Raw genomic sequence first — 18,238 nt, 5'->3', positions numbered from 1 at the left:
TTCCTTCGTTCACTTCCGCGGGGGAGCGGTGAGGGTTCACCACGGCAGGGGATGGGCGAACTTGGCCCGCAGGATCCCGGCGATCTCGGCCATGGCCAGCCGCCCGCGCGCAACGAAGTCCATGCGCAACAGGAAGCCGTGGTAAGCACCCGGATAACGGGTGATCGTCGTCTGTACCCCGGCGTCGCGCAGCCGCTCTGCGTACCGTTCGGCCCAGTCCCGGATCGGGTCGAGTTCACCGACCGCGATGATGGCCGGCGGCAGCCCAGTGAGGTCGTCGGCGTACGCGGGCACCTGGTAGGGCGACGTCGGTTCCGGCCCGCCCGCCCTGGCGACCTCGTGCAGGAAGAGGACGTCGTCCCGGCCGAGGCCGAAGGCGTCGGAGAACTCCGAGATCGATGCCGCCCCCAGGTCGCGGTCGACCCCGGGGTACACGAGGATCTGGCAGAAGATCCGCGGCCCGCCCCGGTCGCGGGCCATCAGGCAGACACCGGCGGCGAGGGTCCCGCCGGCGCTGTCACCGGCGACGCAGAGACGGTCGGGGAGGATCCCGAGTTCACCGGCATGCTCGGCGACCCACCTCGTGGCGAACCAGGCGTCGTCCAGTTGCGCCGGGGGCGGGAACTCCGGCGCCAAGTGGTATTCGACGGCGACCACCCGCGCCCCGGTGTGGTGGGCCATGTTGCGGGCCAGCGGCTCGAACGAGTGGTTGGACCCGAGGACCATTCCACCGCCGTGGAAATACACGATGCCCGGCAGTTCCCCGGCGGCCGAAGGGCTGTGCACGGTCAGCCTGAACGGTCCGTGCGGCCCGTTCAGCAGATGCTCCTCGGCGGTGGCCATTTCCGGCAGGCCGGATGGGTGCGGCACGTCCTCCAAGACCTTGCGCATCGCCTCCACGCCGATCTCGCGCATTGGCCGTCTGCCCTGCTTCTCGAAGGCATCCCGCAGCGCACGCGCATCGGGGTCGAGTTGCGGGATTCTCCTTCGCGTGGGCACCGGCATGCCATCCCTTCTGCTGCGGAGGCGACGGCATCAGCGAACAGCACCTGGACGGCACGACGGGACTGCGCTGACCGGTGAGTGGAACACCTTTCCGGAACTCCCGCCCGCGCTCGTCACGGGCCGGAGACGCACGGGGCCGGCCGTCCGGTTCGGCCCTGATCAGCGGCCATTCCCCGGCTGTGGGGGCGGGCTTGGGACGCGGTGGCGTCGAGGCGGGAGACGTGCGTCGCGCATCGATCCATGCCCGCTGCCACGATCAACGGGAAACGTCTTCAGCCCTCGGTGCGTGTTCCGAGGGCTGAAGGCGGCTGATCGTCCGGGCCGGATTCCGGGGGTGCTCAGTCCTGGATCGCGACCTGGCGGTAGGGGACGAGCCGGACCGGGCCCACCAGGCCGTAACGCTGGCGGGGCTGCTGGGCCTGCAGGGGGAAGCCCTCGGTCACGCGGAGCCGGTTGCGGAGCGTCGTCGCCACCCGCACCATGATCGTGTTGGTGCCCGGCCTGACGTGTCCGGCCAGGTCGATCCGGCGGGCCACCTGGTCGGCCGGCGGCAGCACGCGGCCGTTGACCGTCACCTCGAAGGTGTCGGTGACCTCCCCGAGGTCCAGGTAGGCGCCGTCCGCCCGGCCGAGCCGCACCGTCGTGCGGTAGATGCCGATGCCGGACACGTTCTGGAGCTCGGGGATCTCCGACCACGGCTTCAGGCCGTGCAGATCGAGCTCGTGACGAGTGACCTCGCGCCTGCCGTCAGCGCCCCGGTGCCAGTCCTCGACGGACAACGCCCAGTCGGTCAGCGTCTGCCCGGCATCGACCCCGGGCACGGTCGCCTGGACCCGCCTGCCGTCGTCCAGGGTCACGGTGTAGGTGCCCGCCGTGCTCGCACGCAGCAGCAGGCCGTCGCCACCGGAGACGATCTCGCCGCCGCTTGTGTCCGTCACGTGCCGCTCCCGTCCGCCGCCGAGGGCGATCACGGTGCTGCCGCCCGGGACGAGATCGACCGGCACCGTGACCCGGCTCTGGTCGGCCTGGTACCGGCCGGTCGGGGTGATCTTCCCGCTCCAGGCGTCCAGTGCGTACGGCCTGCCATCACCTTCGAGGGAGAGCTGCGTGGAAACCGGGGAGGAGGTCGGGTTGTGAAGGTAGTAGAGCTGACCGCCGGACGTGGCCCGACGCACGGTGGCCAGCCCCGACGTGCCGGATTCCTCCGCCGCGGCCCGCACACCGAGATCCTTGAGGGCGGAGGACAGCGCGCTCTGGTCGGCGATGCGGCGCACCGACGGCTGGGCGAGAAGCTGCCTGATGAGCCCGGCCAACTCGGTGTCCTGGCGTCCCGTCGTGTCGGCGCCGGGAGTGCGGCTCGGTGGGGTCCCGACGATGACCACGGGCAGGCCGCCGCGGGCGTGCGCCAGAATCTGCCGGGCGGCCTTCACCGGCAGGGTCGGCTGCCGGTCGAGGATCAGCGCCCGGTAGGCCGGGCCGTCCGGGGCCAGCCGCCGGTCGCGTACGCGCAGGCCTTCCAACTGGTCCGGGCCGGTGAAGTCGTAGGTGAATCCCGCCGCGCCGGCCGGCTCCTGCACCGCGTGGCCGTAGCTCTGCCGGTAGACCGCCAGGTCCACCGAGGGGCGGCCCTGCCGCAGGACGTACTGCATGCGCGCCGTCCACCCGGTGATCTCGTCGGTGTCGTCCCAGGTGGGCTGCCGCGGCCCCCACGCCTCGGAGAAGCCGTTGCCGCCCTGCACGGTGAACGGGGAGAAGCCCGGCCAAGGGGCTCCCATTCCTTGTTCGGTCGCCAGGCCGTGGTAGACGATCTGGTTCACGCCGTGCGCGAAGGCCGCGTTGAAGTGCTTGAGCATTTGCGGCCAGGTCTGCGCGTACGCGTTGTCGAGAGTGCCGCAGCACTCCAGCGAGTAGACCTTCTTACCGGACAGGTGGACGGCCCCATCGGAGATCCAGCGGAACGGCTCGTCGGTGTAGTCGGGGGAGAAGCCGAGGGATTCGGTCTCGGGAACGTCGAGCGCGGTGTCGACGGTCGGGGTGTCGATGGTCGTGCCGTAGGGCTGAGCGCGCAGCCGCAGGCCCAGCGCGTTGGCCCACTTCTTGAGCGGCTTGACGTGCTCGCTGATGTAGAGGTCGGTCAGGGTGCGGTAGTAGTCGTCGCGGATGCGGGCCCCGCTGCCGTCGGTGAACTCGAAGTCGGGGGTGTCGTCGGGCGTCACCGGCGTGTACTGGCGGTGGATCCTGTCGATGAACAGCATCGGCAGGTTCTCGCGCAGCGAGTAGCCGCGCAGGTCCTGGAAGCGGTCGGGCAGGTCCCAGGTCCAGTGCAGGGCCGAGTCCAGTTCCAGGGAGTCCTCGAACAGGTCGCCGCCGTTGCTCTTGAGCAGTCGCCGTAGTTTCGGAGTCAGGACACGGGAGTCCCAGTAGCCGGTCGCCGCACCGGTGCCGGCGGAGCTGAAGTGGTCGGCCACGTAGGCCGCCTCGCCCGAGACGGCCTGCCCGGAGACGGACGCCTGGCCGGTGCCGCGCTGCCAGTAGCCGAGCAGCAGCCACTGCCCTGCGGCCGGGGCCGTCCAGGTGACGGCGCCATCGCGGACGGATCCGGTGAGGTCGACCAGGGTGCTCTTGTCCAGCTTGACCGGCTTGGCGGCGGTGCAGGAGCCGACGCACCGGACCGCCTGCAGCGCCACGAGGGTCTGCCTGGTCACGCCGGCGCGTGGTTCGGGGGCCGCCGGGACCGGGCCGGTGTAGGTCGAGCCGCCCTCGACGACCTGGCGTCCGTAGGCGATCTCCTGGGCGGCCTGCGGGCTGTCGGGGGTGAGGCCGGGGACCACGAGCGGCCACGACGGGCCGACGGTGAGATCGATGTCCACCCCGTACCGGCGACCGGCTTCGACGGCCTGCTCCAGCCGCTGGGTGAGGACGGGACCGCCCCAGCCGTACCGGGCCGGATCGGTGGTGAACATGCACTGGATCTCGGCGGCGCCGAAGCCGTGGTCGGCGATCTGCTTCACCTCGGCGTCGATGGCGGCCGGGGTGATGTCCCCGCACGGCCACCAGTAGCGGACCCTCGGCCTGGCATCGGCGGGCGGCGCGGCGAACTGGCGGGCGAACGTGGGACCGAAGGGCGGCGACGGGGCGGCCGAAGCGGTTCCGGAGGGCGCGAGGAAGGCGGCGGCCAGCATCGGCACCAGGACGGCGGTGGCCCGCCGCATGCGGGGGGTGGGCGGCATGCATGCTCCTGAACAGGGGCGAGATGGACAGGGGGCTGATTAAAACGTTTTAATCAACCCCCTTGGCAGGACCCTAGATGTGACCTGGAGCACGGGTCAAGACCAAAGCCGAATATTGCTAGGTTTTGACTGGTCGTCCGGCGAGGGTCAGGCGACCACCCGGCGGCGGGCCAGCCGCCAGGTCCCCTCCTGGCGGCGCAGGGTGTCGTGGTACTGGCCGAGCGCGAGGATGCGGACGGTGCCGTCGTCACCCCGGCCGGCCAGCAGCCAGTAGCAACGGGACCGCGCCGAGTCGGCGCCGTCGAAGTCGACCTCCACGTTCGTGATGATGTGCCGGGTCCCGGACTGCGGGCCGGCCACCCCCTTGTCCCGGTAGCCCTGCAGGGCCGCGGCGATCTCGTCAGGCCCTTGGAAGGTGTTGTCGTGCGTCTCCCACACGCCGTCCGCGGTGAACAGCGCCCCGGTCTCGGCCGGGTCGCCCTCGTCGGCGAGGAAGGCGAAGCGCGACAGCAGGTCGCAGATCTCGGCACGGTCGTCGCCGCGGCCCGGTGCGTTCGACATGTCGCTCAGTTCCTTTCCAGGCGTTCGGCGGCGATCGCGCGCACCGCCTCGGCGATCGGGACGAACGGATGCGCGGACGGCTCGAACGGCCCCTCGTGCATGCGGTTGTGGCAGATCGACACGGCCAGGCCGGTGTCGAGTTCGGCCCAGGAGATCGACCCGCCCGCACCGGGGTGGTGCAGGATCCGGGGGTTGGGGCCGACGGCGGGGTTGGCCGTCGGGCTGGAGCCGCCCAGCCAGTAGCCGAACGCGCTCACGTGCGCGATGCCGCCCAGGTAGAGATCGGTGACGTCGGCGTCCTCGCGCGGCTCGGTGAAGCCGTCGACGACGTCCGCCGGCAGCAGGCGAACGCCGTCCAGCTCGCCGTGACCGGCGAGCATGGCGAAGAACCGGGCGAACGCGCGCGCGTTGCCGATCGCGCCGGCGCCCGGGTTGACCGTGCGGCGCGCCAGGTCGGTGTTGTAGATCGTCGAGCCGGGGAACACCTGGCGGGGCATGCCGCGCAGGTAGGTCTCCGAGGCGTCGGGCGCCGGGTCGCCTCCGATCAGACGGGCGACCCGCCCGTCCTCGGACTCGGGCAGGCCGAGGAACAGGTCGCTGATCCCGAGCGGCTCCACGATCTCCTGACGGATCAGCACCTCGACCGGCCGGTGCTCCGGGTCGGCCCGCCGCGCGATCTCCCCGACGATCCAGCCCCAGATCAGCGCGTGGTAGGAGTTGGTCCTGCCGGGCTCGAAGGCCGGCGGCATGTCCTCGATGGCGCGGATCATCCAGTCCCAGTCGGCCTGCCGCTCGGGGGTGACGTCCTCGGGCATCCAGGGGATGCCGGCGCGGTGGCTGAGCACGTCCCGGACGGTGATGGACTCCTTGCCGTTGCGGGCGAACCCGGGCCAGTAGCGGCAGACCGGCGCCCGGTAGTCGACCAGCCCGCGCTCGGCCAGGATGTGCAGGGCCGTGGCGGTGATGGCCTTGGTGACCGAGAAGACGTTGAACAGGGTCGACCCGTCCACCTGCCGTCCGGCCTGCGGATCGGCCGATCCGGCCCACGCGTCGACGATGAGGTCGCCGCCGAGGTAGGCGGCGACCTGGAGGCCCTCCTCGCCGAGCTCCCGCGCCCGATCCAACGCCTTGACGACCCGGGGGTCCTGTGCCGGTACGGCACTCATGCGGTGTCCCTTCCTTCGTGGGGTGGCGGCGAGCCCGAACGCGCCCGCCGGTCAGGAGGTGTGGTCGTCCGCCAGGACCTGGAACATCGCCCGGGGGTCCGGCGGCTCGGTCTGGTGCGCCAGATGGTCGGCGCGCGCCTGCAGCGCCTCCGCGCCGCGTTCGTCGTCGGAGAAGATCCAGAAGCGGCCCGCCGCGATCTGGCCGACCATGTGCTCGGCCGCGTCCACCGGATCCAGCCCGCTGGTGACGTTGGCCTCCTGCATCCAGCCGAAGAAGCGGTCGGCGGCGGGGTCGCCGGCCGGCGCCGCCGCCTGGGCGTCGAGGAAAATCCGGCTGCGCACCGAGTGCGGCAGCACCGCGCAGACCTGGATGGGCGCACCGGTGAGCCGGATCTCCTGGTGCAGGCACTCGGTCAGGGCGAGCACGGCGTGCTTGCTGACGATGTAGGGGGTCTGCAGCGGCACGGTCCGCACGCCGCCGACCGACGACAGGTTGGCCACGACGGCCGGCCGTCCGGCGGCGATCATGCGCGGAACGAACGACCGCACGCAGTGGAACACCCCGTCGACGTTGATCGCCATCACCTGTCGCCAGCGGGAGACGGGGATGTCCCACAACCGGCCGCCGGTCTCAATCCCGGCGTTGTTGACCAGCATCTCCACGGAGCCGAACTCGGCGTAGACATCGGCCGCCATCCGCTCGACTGCCGCCTCGTTGGTGACGTCGACCTCGTAGGGCTCGGCGCGACCACCGGAGTTCCGGACGTCGTTCGCGACGGCCTCGGCCCGGGACCTGTCGAGGTCGGCGACGACGACCCGCATTCCGAGCGCGGCCAGGTGGCGGACGAATCCCTCCCCGATGCCCGCACCGCCACCGGTCACCAGTGCCGTTCCGTTTGCGAAGCGCTCGGCTGCACTCGCCACATGTCCTCCTGAGGGGTTCTGGGGCGCCGCGACGCTCGGGAACGACCGGTCGCGCATCGGCCCTCGTCACAGTGGCCCGCCCGCCCGTCCCATGGGGAGTCGGCTTCCCACTGGCCGGACACCCGGCTCGGTGTTCCGGACAGCGGACACCGCCGGTCCGGCGACTACGCTGTCTCCTATGCTCGGATTCACGCCCAAAGGCCCGCGACGGGAAGAGGGGTGGTCGGCGTGAAGAGTCCGGTGCGCCGGACGCTGACCGAGCGCCGATCCGACGAACTGCGGCTGTCGGTGGCCATGGCCGCCCAGGAGCTGTTCGTGCTCGACGGCGGGACCGGGCCCACGGTGGAGAGCATCTGTCACCGGGCGGGGATCTCCCCGCGGACCTTCTACCGGCACTTCGCCGTCAAGGAGGACGTCGTGGTGCCGCTGTTCCGGCGGGCGGCGGAACTGATCATCGAGGCGCTGCAGGCCGCGCCCGCGGCCGGTGACGTCGTCACGGCCCTGGTCCGGGCGTTCTCCTGGGACGTGTTCGAGGACGCGCGCCCCGGGGAGCCGTGGCGCCGCTTCCTGTCGGTGATCATGGACTCGCCCGAGTACCGGCTGCGCTGGCACGCGATCGACGACCTGCTGACCGACCCGATCGCCGGTTTCCTGCGAAGCCGGCGGCTGGTGGGCGACGACCCGTTCGACGGCGTGCTGCACGCCGGCCTCGTCCTGCACTCCGTCCGGCTGGCGTACCAACACTGGATCCGCACGGACGCCTCGCGGGACCTGGACAAGCTGCTCGAACAGGCGTTGACGACGGTGATGTCGTCCTGGGACGGGTCCGATCAGCGGCGGTGACGCGCGTCGCCGGTCCGCTGGTGTCCGGTGCGGGGTGCACCCGCGCGTGCCACGGAGGAACGTGACCGTGCTCTGGTCCGGCCGGCCGTCGCGGCGTCCCAGATGCTCGCGGCGGTGGCGGGGATCTCGGCGGCCAGCCGGTCCGGCTTCAGCGCACTGACCGGCCCGGTGACCGACAGCGCCGCCGAGGACCGCCCGGGCGGCCCGATCGCGGTGGCCACCGAGGCGAACCCGAGCACCATCCCGTGCACGTCGACGGCGACACCGTAGTCGCGGATCTTCTGCAGCTCCCGTTCGAGCTGGGCGGGGGACCGCACGCTGTAGGCGGTGGGCGGAGCCGACAGGTCCAGGTCGGGCAGCTCGGTCGGGTCCAGCCGGGCCAGCAGGGCGCGGCCGGCGGCCGTGTGCTGCGCGGGCTGGCGTGCGCCGACCTGCCAGCAGTCCCGGTCGTCGGGCCGGCCGCCGATCCGCTCGATATGCAGGATGTCGGTCTGGCGCAGGACGCTGAGATGAACGGTCAGCCCCGTCCGCAGATGCAGGTCCTGCATGAACGGGACGGCGACGCGCCGGATCCCGTCCTGCCGGACCACCAGCGAGCCGATCTCGAAGATGCGCAGCCCCAGCCCGTACTCGAAACCGTGCCGCTCCACCCAGCCGAGCTCGACCAGACGTTGCAGGATCCGGTGCACCGAGGAACGGGGCAGGCCGGCCTTGCGCGAGATCTGCGCCAGCGTCAGCCGGCGCGAGCCGTCGAACACCCCGAGCAGTGACGAGACGCGATCGATCATCGCCGCCGGAGTCTGCTCTGCCTGTGATGGGGTCATGGCACCTCCCGCGCCGCTCCGAGCATTGCTGACATGTTCTGCCAAGTTGGCACATTCTGTCAGCGGTGTGATGCTAGTCACCGCCGATCTGCCTGTAAAGGGTGTGAGGGGCGAAGGATGACCCCCTTCTGTGAGGTGGCGGACGTGCGGGTGTCCCGGAAGCCCTGGCTTGGGTGTCGGTTCGATCTGCGAGGCGAGGACGGGCGGATGGCCGCTCAGTGGACTAGAAACCTAGTGCTACTCGGTTTCTGGGCTTAGTGTGCTCCGTCACACCTCCACCCCCAGAAAGGTCACCTTCATGACCTCGATCGAGGCTTCGCCGAAGCACGCCGCGGGTCCCCGCTTCGGTGCGCGCTTCACGCTGCTGCTGATCGCCCTGCTGTGGCCCGCCCAGCTGCTGTCGGTGATCGGCCTGTTGGCGGGCAACGCCCAGGCCCAGATCACCGTTCACTTCCAGACCACCCAGATCGCCTGGTTCACGCTGACCACGGCCCTGGTCGGCACCTTCGTCACGCCCTTCGTGGTCAAGGCCGCCAACATGTACGGCAAGAAGCGCGTCATGGTCGTCATTACGGTGCTCGGCCTGGCCGGCGACCTGATCGCGGCCCTGGCGACGAGCTACTCCGCGCTGCTTGTCGGCCGTGGCGTGGCGGGCTTCTACACGCCGATCGCCATGCTGGTCTACGCGATCTCCCGGGACGTGTTCCCGCCCCGCCTGGTCGGACCGGCCAGCGGGCTCATCGGCGGTGGCGTCGGCCTGGTCGCCCTGGGCGGCCCCTTCCTGTCGGGCTGGCTCGTCGACCACCACGGCTTCCGGGGCGTGCTGTGGTTCCTGGTGGCCGCCACCGCACTGAGCCTGGTCCTGCTGCTGGCTTTCGTGCCCGAGAGCCCGGTCCGTGAGGAGCGCACCCGCATCGACTGGCTCGGCGGACTGCTGCTGGGCGGCGGCCTGGCCGCCATCGTCTACGGAGTCGGCAAGGGTGCGGAGTGGGGGTGGACCGGCGGGAGCACCCTGGCGTTCATCGGCGGCGGCATCGTGGCGCTGATCGCGTTCCTGGTCGTCGAGGGCCGGGTGCCCCATCCGATGTTCGACCTGTCCCTGCTGGCGCGCCGGCAGGTGTGGACGGTGGTGCTGGCGACCTCGCTGATCGGCGGAACGGTCTTCTCCGCCGGAACGATCAACCAGCTCCTCGGCCTGATGCCCCGGATCCCGGGCGTCTCCGACGGGCTCGGCTTCACCGCGACCAGGCTGGCCGTGATCGGGATCCCGGGCAGCGTCCTGATCGTCGCGGTGGCCGTGACGGCCGGTGCGCTCGCCCGCCGGATCGACGCACGCGTCCTGCTGGCGGCCGGTGCGCTGTGCGCCGCCGCAGGGCTGGGGCTGATGGCCCTGTTCCACCACTCGGTGCCCCAGCTGGTCCTCAGCGGGATTCCGTTCGGGATCGGGATGGGAACGGTTGCCGCCCTTGCGCCCATCATGGTCATCCAGGCGGTGTCCCCGTCGGAGCAGTCGCTGGGCAACGGCATGCAGGGGATGGCGCAGGGCATCGTCACCACGGTAGTGACGCAGCTGATCTTCGTCGTCCTCGCCCAGAACGGCAGGGTGCTGCAGGGCACTCAGTTCTACCTCGACGCGGGCTACACCAACGCCTTCTGGCTCGCCGCCGGCTTTACGGTCGCCGGCCTGCTGGCCGTCCTGCTGATCCCCAAGGTCAGGCGGCTCGACGAGGCCGAGGTCGGCCAGGCGGCCACCTGACGACCGCGGTCATCGGGTCGGCTCCGGCTCCTGCTCCTCGGGGCCGGCCCAGGCCAGGCACATCCGGTTGAAGGTCTCGACCATCGCGGCCATGTCGAGGGAGGGGTCCAGCAGCCACTGGATCTGGAGGCCGTCCGAGACGGCCAGCAGCAGCCGGGCCATGTGCTCGGCCTGCTCGTCCGCGCGCACCCGGCCGTCCCACTGGCCCTCCTCCAGGCCTCGGGCGATCACGTCGGCGAGATTGCGGTACCGGTCGGCGAAGAAGCCGTGCGCGTGGTGGGCGGGGTCGGTCGCCGCCGCCGAGAGGGCGACGAACAGCTTGACGAGCCCGGGCTGCTCCGTGTTGTGCCGCACCGTCTGGGCCACCGCGTCGCCCGGGTTCTGCACCTCGTTGGCCACTTCGGAGTCCAGCCTGTCCCGCCGCTCCAGCACGGCGAGCAGCAGCTCCTCACGAGAACCGAAGTAGTGCAGGACCCCCGCCTGGGACAGCCCCACCCGGTCGGCGATCTCCTGGAGGGAGGAACCGCGGTCTCCGTGCTGGGCGAACACGTCCAGGGCGGTCTTGAGGATCTGCTCCCGTCGTTCGATGCCTTTGCGGTAGGGGCCGCGGGGCTTGCGTTGGCTCGTCACCTGCACGACCGTACTCCAGGGCGCGATGATCCACTGAACCCGAGCCAGGCCCGGTATCAGGAGGCGCGGCGGTCGGCCTCATCCGTTCACCGGTCCCGGGGCGGGCCGACCGCCTGCCGGGGTCAGACGCCGTCGCCGGTGGAGCCGAGCATGAGCCGGGTGAGCACCGCACCGGGGGCGATGGCGTTCAGCAGCGTTACCGGCATGCTCCAGGTCTCCTTGCGATGCGGAGGGACCACTCGAAGAGTACGGCATACAGAAGTCAATCATTGATTGAGAAACGTATGACAGTGTCGCGGAGATGTGATCTGGACACGAAAACCAAGTAACGCTAGGTTTTCGCGTGGGCACCTCCCGCCTGGACAAGAGCCCGCCGGCGTCCGACGAAGAGCTGCTCCGGATTCGGGCCCAGTCGATTCGGAAGGCCACCATGACCCACTTTCCCGACGGCTTCCTGTGGGGCGCCGCCACCGCCGCCGTCGCGTCTTCGTTCTCACCGGGGCCCTGGTGTTCTCCCTCGGTGCCGTGGTGATGGCGCTGGCCTCCGACGTGCCGCTGCTCTTCGCCGGCTCGCTCGCCTGTTCCATGGGAATCGGCATGTTCGCCGCCGTCGACCAGGCGCTCCTGCTCGACGTGCTCCCCGAACGCGACACCGAGGCCGGACGGTACACGAGCATCTACAACTTCGCCGCGACGATCCCGCAGGCCCTCGCCCCTCTCGTCGCGCCGTTGTTCCTCGGGGTCGGCGTGACCGCGGGGGAGGACAAGAACTACACGCTGCTGTACCTCGTCGCCGCCGCCTGCACCGTGCTCGGCGGTCTCATCGTCCTGCGCATCAAGTCCGTCCGTTGATCGACAGCGAGGAGCGTCACCATGTCACCCGCCTGGCAGGCAGGCTTCATCACCTCCCCCTTGTCCGGCGAGCCGGGAGGCCCGGCGCCCTACTTCCGGCGCGAGTTCACCAGCGACGGCCGGCCGTGGCGGGCGACGCTGTATGTGACGGCGCTCGGCATCGTCGAGCCGTACCTCAACGGGACCCGGGTGGGGGACGAGGTCCTCGCGCCGGGGTGGACGTCCTACCGCCACCGGCTCAACGTCAGCCGTCATGACGTCACGGAGCTGATCGAGTCCGGGGCGAACGTGCTGGGCGCGATCGTCGGCGAGGGGTGGGCGGCCGGCCGTCTCGGGTGGGAGGGCAAGCGCGGTCATTACACCGACCAGCCCGCGTTGTTCCTCCAACTCGAGCTGGAGTACGACGACCGCACCGAGGTGATCGGGACGGACCGGGCCTTCACCACGAGCACCGGCGCGGTTCTCGCCAACAGCCTGTACGACGGTGAGACCTACGATGCACGCCTGGAACCGGACGGCTGGAGCCGTCCCGGATTCGACGACGGCTCCTGGTCGCCGGCGGAGCCGCTCGAGTGGGACCTGGGAACCCTCATCACCCCGACCGCACCGCCCATCCGGCGCGTCGAGGAGCTGGCGCCCGTCGAGATCTCGACCAGCCCGAGCGGTAAGACGATCGTGGACTTCGGGCAGAACATCTCCGGCTGGGTGCGGCTGACGGTCACCGGAGAGGCCGGCCGCACCATCACGCTCCGCCATGCGGAAGTCCTCGTCGATGGCGAACTGGAGACCGAGACGCTGCGCACCGCGGCGGCGACCGACCGCTACACCCTGTGCGGAGACGGCGAAGAGGTCTGGGAGCCGCGGTTCACCTTCCACGGGTTCCGCTATGTCGAGGTCGACGGCTACCCGGGCGAGCTGAGGCCCGAGGCCGTCTCGGCCGTGGTCGTGCACAGCGACATGACCCGCACCGGCTGGTTCGAGACCTCCCATGAACTGGTCGACAGGCTGCACGCCAACGCGGTGTGGTCGATGCGGGACAACTTCGTGGGCGTGCCCACCGACTGCCCCCAGCGGGACGAGCGGCTGGGATGGACCGGGGACATCAACGCGTTCGCTCCCACCGCCGCCTTCCTGTACGACGTCCGCGGCGTACTGGGCTCCTGGCTGGCCGACCTGGCGGCCGAACAGCGGGAGAAGGGCTACGTGCCGTGGGTGGTGCCGGATGTGCTGTCCACACCGTCACCGCCGACGGCGCTGTGGAGCGATGCGGCCGTGAGCCTGCCCTGGACGCTGTACCGCGAGTACGGAGACCTGGACATCCTGCGGCAGAGCTACGCGTCGATGACCACGTTCATCCGCAGCGTCGAGGAACTGCTGGACGAGACGGGGCTGTGGAGCAGCGGATTCCAGTACGGAGACTGGCTGGATCCCGACGCCCCCATGGACAATCCCGCAGGCGGCAAGACCGACCGTCACCTCGTGGCTTCCGCCTACCTGTGCAAGACCACCAGGGAGATGGCCGAGACCGCCGCCCTGCTGGGAGAGGACGCCGACGCTGCGCATTTCGCGGCGCTCGCCGAGCGGGTGCGCGAGGCGTTCCGCCGCGAGTACGTCACTCCGGCGGGGCGGGTGTCCGGTGAGACCGCGACGGCCTACGCGCTGGCGATCGCCTTCGGCATCCTCGACGCCGACCAGAAGGTCCGGGCCGGGAAGCGGCTGGCGGAACTGGTGGCCAAGGCCGGATACCGGATCTCGACCGGCTTCGCCGGAACCCCGCTCGTCCTGCACGCGCTCAGTGACACCGGCCACCTGGAGGAGGCGTACCTGCTCCTGCTGGAGACCGGCTGCCCGTCGTTCCTGTACCCGGTCTCGATGGGGGCGACGACGATCTGGGAGCGGTGGGACTCGATCCTCCCCGACGGAACGGTCAACCCCTCGGGCATGACCTCGCTCAACCACTACGCCCTCGGCGCCGTCGCCGACTGGCTGCACCGCGTGGTCGGTGGCCTGGCCCCTCTCGAACCCGGCTACCGCACCATGAGCATCACCCCCCGGCCGGGCGGGGGCCTCACCCACGCCGCCGTCCGTCACGACACGATGCACGGCGGGATCGAGGTCGCCTGGCGCGTCACCGGCCGGCGCATGAACGTCGAGGTCACCATCCCCGACGGCACCGAGGCGAAGGTCACCCTGCCGCTGCACCCCGACTCCCTCGTCGTCGACATACCGGCGGGCAGCCACTCCTGGCGGTACGACCTGCCCGAAGACCGCGGCCGCCGCGCCGGGTACGACCTCGACACCCCGCTGAAGACCCTGGCCGAAGACCCCGCCGTCTGGCGCAACCTCACCGAGGTGTTCGCCAAGCACTTCCCCGGCGTCCCAATCGACGGCACTGCCCCGGAGGCCGCGAGCGTGTCCCTCAACAAGCTCCTGGAGTACGTCCCCAGCGCCTCCGACGAACTGAAGACGGACCTCGTCGCCGCCATCGCATCGGCCGAACGACCCTCACGGACCACCCTTCCACCGAGCCCAAGGAGAAACAGGACATGGAGCGACTGACCGACCGGCGTGTGCTGATCACCGGAGCGGCGTCGGGCATCGGCCGGGCCACCGCGCTGCGGCTGCTGGCCGAGGGCGCCCGCGTCGTCGCCGCCGACGTCGCCGAGGACGGGCTGAAGGAGACGCTCGCGCTGGCCGACCAGGCCGGCACCGCCGACCGGCTCACGACCAAGAGCGTCGACATCGCCGACGAGAGTTCGGTCGACGTCGTCGTCACCGCCGCGGTCACCGAACTCGGCGGCCTGGACGCGCTGGTCAACGCGGCGGCCATCCTGCGCGGCGCGCACACCCACGACTGCTCCCTGGAGCTGTGGAATCGCGTCATCACGGTCAACCTCACCGGCACCTTCCTGATGACCCGGGCCGCGCTGCCCGCCCTGCTGGAGACGGGCCGGGGTGTGGTGGTGAACTTCAGCTCCACCTCCGCGTTCTTCGCGCATCCGTTCATGGCCGCCTACTCCGCCAGCAAGGGCGGCATCGCCTCGTTCACCCACGGCCTCGCCCTGGAGTACTCCAAGCAGGGCCTGCGCGCCGTGAACGTCGTCCCGGGCGGCATCAGCAGCGGTATCACCAACAACATCGGCTCGCTGGTGCCCGAAGACGTCGACTGGAACCTGTTCTCCAAGCTCACCGCCGCCATCGGGAACGGTCTGCCCGGCCCGGAGAACGTCGCCGGCGTCGTGGCGATGCTGATCTCCGACGACGGCGCGTTCATCACCGGCACCGAGATCCGCATCGACGGCGGCGCCCACCAGTGAGCCACCAGCCATCCACGAGCCCCTGGAAGGAACGCGGTAATGCCGTACATCGACCCAGCCGACCTCACCCTGGAGCAGAAGGCGTCGCTGCTCTCGGGACTGGGCTTCTGGGCCACCAAACCGATCGACGAAGCGGGCGTCCCGTCGATCGTGCTCACCGACGGCCCGCACGGGATCCGCATGCAAGACGGTGACGCCGACCATCTCGGCATCAACAAGAGCCTGCCCGCCACCTGCTTCCCGCCCGCCGTGGCGGTCGGCTCCAGCTGGGACGCCGAGGTCGCCGCTCGGGTTGGCGCCGCCGTCGGCCGGGAGGCCCGCGCCTTCGGCGTCTGCGTAGTCCTCGGGCCCGGGGTGAACATCAAGCGATCGCCGCTGTGCGGACGCAACTTCGAGTACTACTCCGAGGACCCCCTGATCTCCGGAGTTCTCGGCGCTGCCCACGTCCGGGCCATGCAGGCCGAGGGGCCCGGCGCGTCGGTCAAGCACTTCGCGGTCAACAACCAGGAGACCGACCGCATGCAGATCAGCGCCGACGTCGACGAGCGCACTCTGCGCGAGATCTACCTGCCGGCTTTCGAGCGAGTGGTGACCGAGGCGCGGCCCGCGACGGTGATGTGCTCCTACAACCGCATCAACGGCGTCTACGCCGCCGAGAGCCGGTGGCTGCTCACCGACCTGCTGCGCACCGAGTGGGGCTTCGACGGCACCGTCGTCTCCGACTGGGGGGCCGTCGGCGACCGGGTCGCCGCGCTGGCCGCCGGACTGGACCTGGAGATGCCCGGCACCAACGGCGCCGTCGACCGGGCGGTCGTGCAGGCCGTCCGCGCCGGCGACCTGGACGAAGCCGTCGTCGACGAGGCCGCCCGCCGCGTCCTGGCCCTCACCGGCCTGGCCGCCCCGGCGACCGGAGGCCTCGACGTCGACGGGCACCACGCCCTGGCCAGGGAACTGGCCGCCGACTGCGCGGTGCTGCTCAAAAACGACAACGAGGCCCTGCCCATCACGCCGCGGACGCGGCGGATCGCCGTCATCGGCGAGTTCGCCACGTCTCCTCGGTTCCAGGGCGGCGGCAGCTCCCGCATCAACCCCACCCGCGTCGACACCGCGCTGAAGGCGATCCAGGACCTCGCCGAGGCCCACGGGCAGACCGTGACCTACGCCCGGGGGTTCGGTGCCGACGACTCCGGCGAACAGGCCCTGCGCGAGCAGGCCGTGCGGACCGCCGGGGACACCGACATCGCGGTGATCTTCGCGGGGGCCGACCACGAGTCCGAGGGCTTCGACCGCGACACCCTCGACCTGCCCGCCGACCAGGTGGAGCTCATTCGCGCCGTCGCCGCCGCGGCCCCCCGCACCGTCGTCGTCCTGTCCAACGGCGGCGTGCTGTCGCTGGAGGGCTGGCATGACGACGTCGACGCGATCCTCGAAGGCTGGCTGCTGGGACAGGCGGGCGGCGGTGCCGTCGCCGATCTGCTCTTCGGGGTCGTCAACCCCTCGGGCCACCTCGCGGAGACCATCCCGCTGCGGCTGCAGGACAACCCCAGCCACCTCAACTTCCCCGGAGAGCAGAGGCACGTCCGGTACGGCGAGGGCGTCATGGTCGGATACCGCTACTACGAGACCGCCGGGGTCCCGGTCCGCTATCCGTTCGGCCACGGTCTGAGCTATACCGCCTTCGAGAGCCGCGACCTGTCCGTCACGCTCACCGGCGACGACACCGCGACCGTCTCCGTCACCGTGACCAACACCGGGGAACGCGCGGGCAAGCACGTCGTCCAGGTGTACGTCGCCACCGACGCCGGGCCCGTCCGCCGGCCCGCCCGGGAACTGCGCGCCTTCACCAAGATCGCCCTCGAACCGGGGCAGTCGCGCGTCGTCGAACTGGACCTCGACAGGCGGGCGTTCGCCTACTACGACATCGAGCTCGGCGGCTGGACGGTCGCCGCCGGCGAGTACACCGTCCAGATCGGGGAGAACGCCGCGCGCGTCGTCGCCGAGCAGACGATCACCCTTCCCGGCGACACCGTCACCAAGGTCCTGTCCCTCGACTCCACCGTCTCCGACTGGTTCTCCCACCCGGCCGTCGGTCCGGCGCTCATGGGAGCCCTCGCCGAGGGGATGACCGAGGAGCAGGCCCGCCAGTCCGAGCAGAGCGCGGACATGCTGCAGATGATCGCCTCGATGCCGATGCGCCGCTTCCTGAACTTCACCGGCATCCAGATCGGCCCCGAGGCGCTGACCGAGATGATCGAGCTGAGCCGTTCCCCCTCACTGGCCACCTGACCGGCTCGTCCGGCCAGGACGCCGGTTTCCGGGTGGATCAGGTCGGTGCGGCAGGCCGTGTCGGGGGCCGGCCTGCCGCACCGGACGCCGCCGTCCTCATCGGTTTTTCCGGAAGGCTGCGCGTCGTCGCTCTTGCCCGAGCCCGAACTGTGATCGTAGTTCGGGCTCGTTCTTTCCGGTCACCGGGAGGACCGGGGGCGGGAATCACGCCAGGTCGTGCCGCGGGCCGTGGGCGTCGCCGAACGTCGGACCCACGCCCGCCCATCAGCTTGGCCGACCGTGTCGCCTATGCGGACGCCGGGCGGGACTCCGCCCGTATCGCAGGAGTTTCCCGGCTACCGGGAGACCTCGTGGCCGCCGGGGTCGCCGCCGTCTAGCTTCACCTTTCAGGGAGACCCATGTCACAGCGGACGGTGACCGGCGGCGCCGTATCCCATCCCTGTCCCGGCTTGGGCGCTGCCGGATTCCTCGATCTTGGAGCTTCTTATGACCACATCCCAGACCACTCCGGACGACGAGGTGCGCGTGATTGAGGCGGTGGCGCCGCCCACTCGGTATGCGCGTGGGTGGCACTGCCTTGGTCTGCTGGAGCACTTCAACGATGGTAGGCCGCATGCGGTTGAGGCGTTCGGGACCAAGCTGGTCGTTTTCGCCGACAGCACCGGCAGGTTGAACGTGTTGGACGCCTACTGCCGGCATATGGGCGGTGATCTGAGCCGAGGCGAGGTCAAGGGTGATGAGATCGCCTGCCCCTTCCACGACTGGCGTTGGTCCGGTAACGGCCGGTGCGTCAGGATTCCCTACTCCCGCCGGGTGCCGCCGCGGGCGCGGACCAGGTCCTGGA

At 70.7% G+C, this 18,238-nt stretch carries 14 protein-coding genes; 7 read left to right on the top strand and 7 right to left on the bottom strand.

The genetic code is table 11. The features are described from left to right. Positions 1 to 36: 36 nt before the first annotated feature. The 5 genes from C4U03_RS37190 to C4U03_RS37170 all read right to left on the bottom strand — a co-directional run bounded on the left by C4U03_RS37190 (position 37) and on the right by C4U03_RS37170 (position 6,886). On the bottom strand, positions 37 to 1,005 hold the full coding sequence (locus C4U03_RS37190; RefSeq protein WP_103944500.1) for an alpha/beta hydrolase: 969 nt from the start codon (positions 1,003 to 1,005) through the stop codon (positions 37 to 39). 338 nt (positions 1,006 to 1,343) lie between these two features. Continuing rightward, positions 1,344 to 4,235: a glycosyl hydrolase gene (locus tag C4U03_RS37185; protein ID WP_103944499.1), complete on the bottom strand. Its 2,892-nt coding sequence runs from the start codon at positions 4,233 to 4,235 to the stop codon at positions 1,344 to 1,346. Positions 4,236 to 4,382: 147 nt separating this feature from the next. Further along, entirely contained in the window at positions 4,383 to 4,796 is a 414-nt protein-coding gene (locus tag C4U03_RS37180; RefSeq protein ID WP_103944498.1) for a nuclear transport factor 2 family protein, read from the bottom strand. Positions 4,797 to 4,801: 5 nt separating this feature from the next. Next, positions 4,802 to 5,962 carry a serine hydrolase domain-containing protein gene (locus tag C4U03_RS37175; protein ID WP_103944497.1) on the bottom strand — a complete coding sequence of 387 codons (1,161 nt, stop codon included), beginning with the start codon at positions 5,960 to 5,962 and terminating at the stop codon, positions 4,802 to 4,804. A 51-nt stretch (positions 5,963 to 6,013) separates the two neighbouring features. Continuing rightward, positions 6,014 to 6,886 carry an SDR family NAD(P)-dependent oxidoreductase gene (locus C4U03_RS37170; RefSeq protein WP_200827726.1) on the bottom strand — a complete coding sequence of 291 codons (873 nt, stop codon included), beginning with the start codon at positions 6,884 to 6,886 and terminating at the stop codon, positions 6,014 to 6,016. Positions 6,887 to 7,114: 228 nt separating this feature from the next. Here C4U03_RS37170 and C4U03_RS37165 point away from each other — a divergent pair, with 228 nt between their 5' ends. Beyond that, on the top strand, positions 7,115 to 7,729 hold the full coding sequence (locus C4U03_RS37165; protein ID WP_146087667.1) for a TetR/AcrR family transcriptional regulator: 615 nt from the start codon (positions 7,115 to 7,117) through the stop codon (positions 7,727 to 7,729). Here C4U03_RS37165 and C4U03_RS37160 read toward each other — a convergent pair. Continuing rightward, on the bottom strand, positions 7,717 to 8,553 hold the full coding sequence (locus C4U03_RS37160; RefSeq protein WP_103944494.1) for an IclR family transcriptional regulator: 837 nt from the start codon (positions 8,551 to 8,553) through the stop codon (positions 7,717 to 7,719). The genes C4U03_RS37165 and C4U03_RS37160 overlap by 13 nt on opposite strands. Before the next feature lie 298 nt (positions 8,554 to 8,851). Here C4U03_RS37160 and C4U03_RS37155 point away from each other — a divergent pair, with 298 nt between their 5' ends. Next, on the top strand, positions 8,852 to 10,309 hold the full coding sequence (locus C4U03_RS37155; RefSeq protein ID WP_103944493.1) for an MFS transporter: 1,458 nt from the start codon (positions 8,852 to 8,854) through the stop codon (positions 10,307 to 10,309). Positions 10,310 to 10,318: 9 nt separating this feature from the next. Here the strand turns inward: C4U03_RS37155 and C4U03_RS37150 are convergent, their stop codons facing one another. Then, positions 10,319 to 10,939 carry a TetR/AcrR family transcriptional regulator gene (locus C4U03_RS37150; RefSeq protein ID WP_103944521.1) on the bottom strand — a complete coding sequence of 207 codons (621 nt, stop codon included), beginning with the start codon at positions 10,937 to 10,939 and terminating at the stop codon, positions 10,319 to 10,321. A gap of 303 nt (positions 10,940 to 11,242) precedes the next feature. Here C4U03_RS37150 and C4U03_RS37145 point away from each other — a divergent pair, with 303 nt between their 5' ends. From C4U03_RS37145 to C4U03_RS37125, 5 genes are all read left to right on the top strand, one after another. Further along, positions 11,243 to 11,791, top strand: a complete 549-nt coding sequence (locus tag C4U03_RS37145) for an MFS transporter (RefSeq protein WP_103944492.1) — start codon at positions 11,243 to 11,245, stop codon at positions 11,789 to 11,791. Between the two features lie 21 nt (positions 11,792 to 11,812). Then, positions 11,813 to 14,350 (top strand): alpha-L-rhamnosidase, encoded by a 2,538-nt coding sequence (locus tag C4U03_RS37140; protein WP_103944491.1) that lies wholly within the window; start codon positions 11,813 to 11,815, stop codon positions 14,348 to 14,350. After that, entirely contained in the window at positions 14,338 to 15,108 is a 771-nt protein-coding gene (locus C4U03_RS37135; protein ID WP_103944490.1) for an SDR family NAD(P)-dependent oxidoreductase, read from the top strand. Before C4U03_RS37140 ends, C4U03_RS37135 begins: the two co-directional genes overlap by 13 nt. Before the next feature lie 39 nt (positions 15,109 to 15,147). Continuing rightward, positions 15,148 to 17,394: a glycoside hydrolase family 3 C-terminal domain-containing protein gene (locus tag C4U03_RS37130; protein WP_103944489.1), complete on the top strand. Its 2,247-nt coding sequence runs from the start codon at positions 15,148 to 15,150 to the stop codon at positions 17,392 to 17,394. Positions 17,395 to 17,880: 486 nt separating this feature from the next. Further along, on the top strand, positions 17,881 to 18,238 hold a 358-nt coding region (locus C4U03_RS37125), incomplete at its 3' end, for a Rieske 2Fe-2S domain-containing protein (protein ID WP_146087666.1).

Source organism: Thermomonospora echinospora (assembly GCF_900108175.1).
GTDB classification, from domain to species: Bacteria; Actinomycetota; Actinomycetes; order Streptosporangiales; family Streptosporangiaceae; genus Thermomonospora; species Thermomonospora echinospora.
The sequence above is the reverse complement of the archived record's forward strand: the minus strand, read 5'-3'. Positions and strand labels throughout refer to the sequence as shown.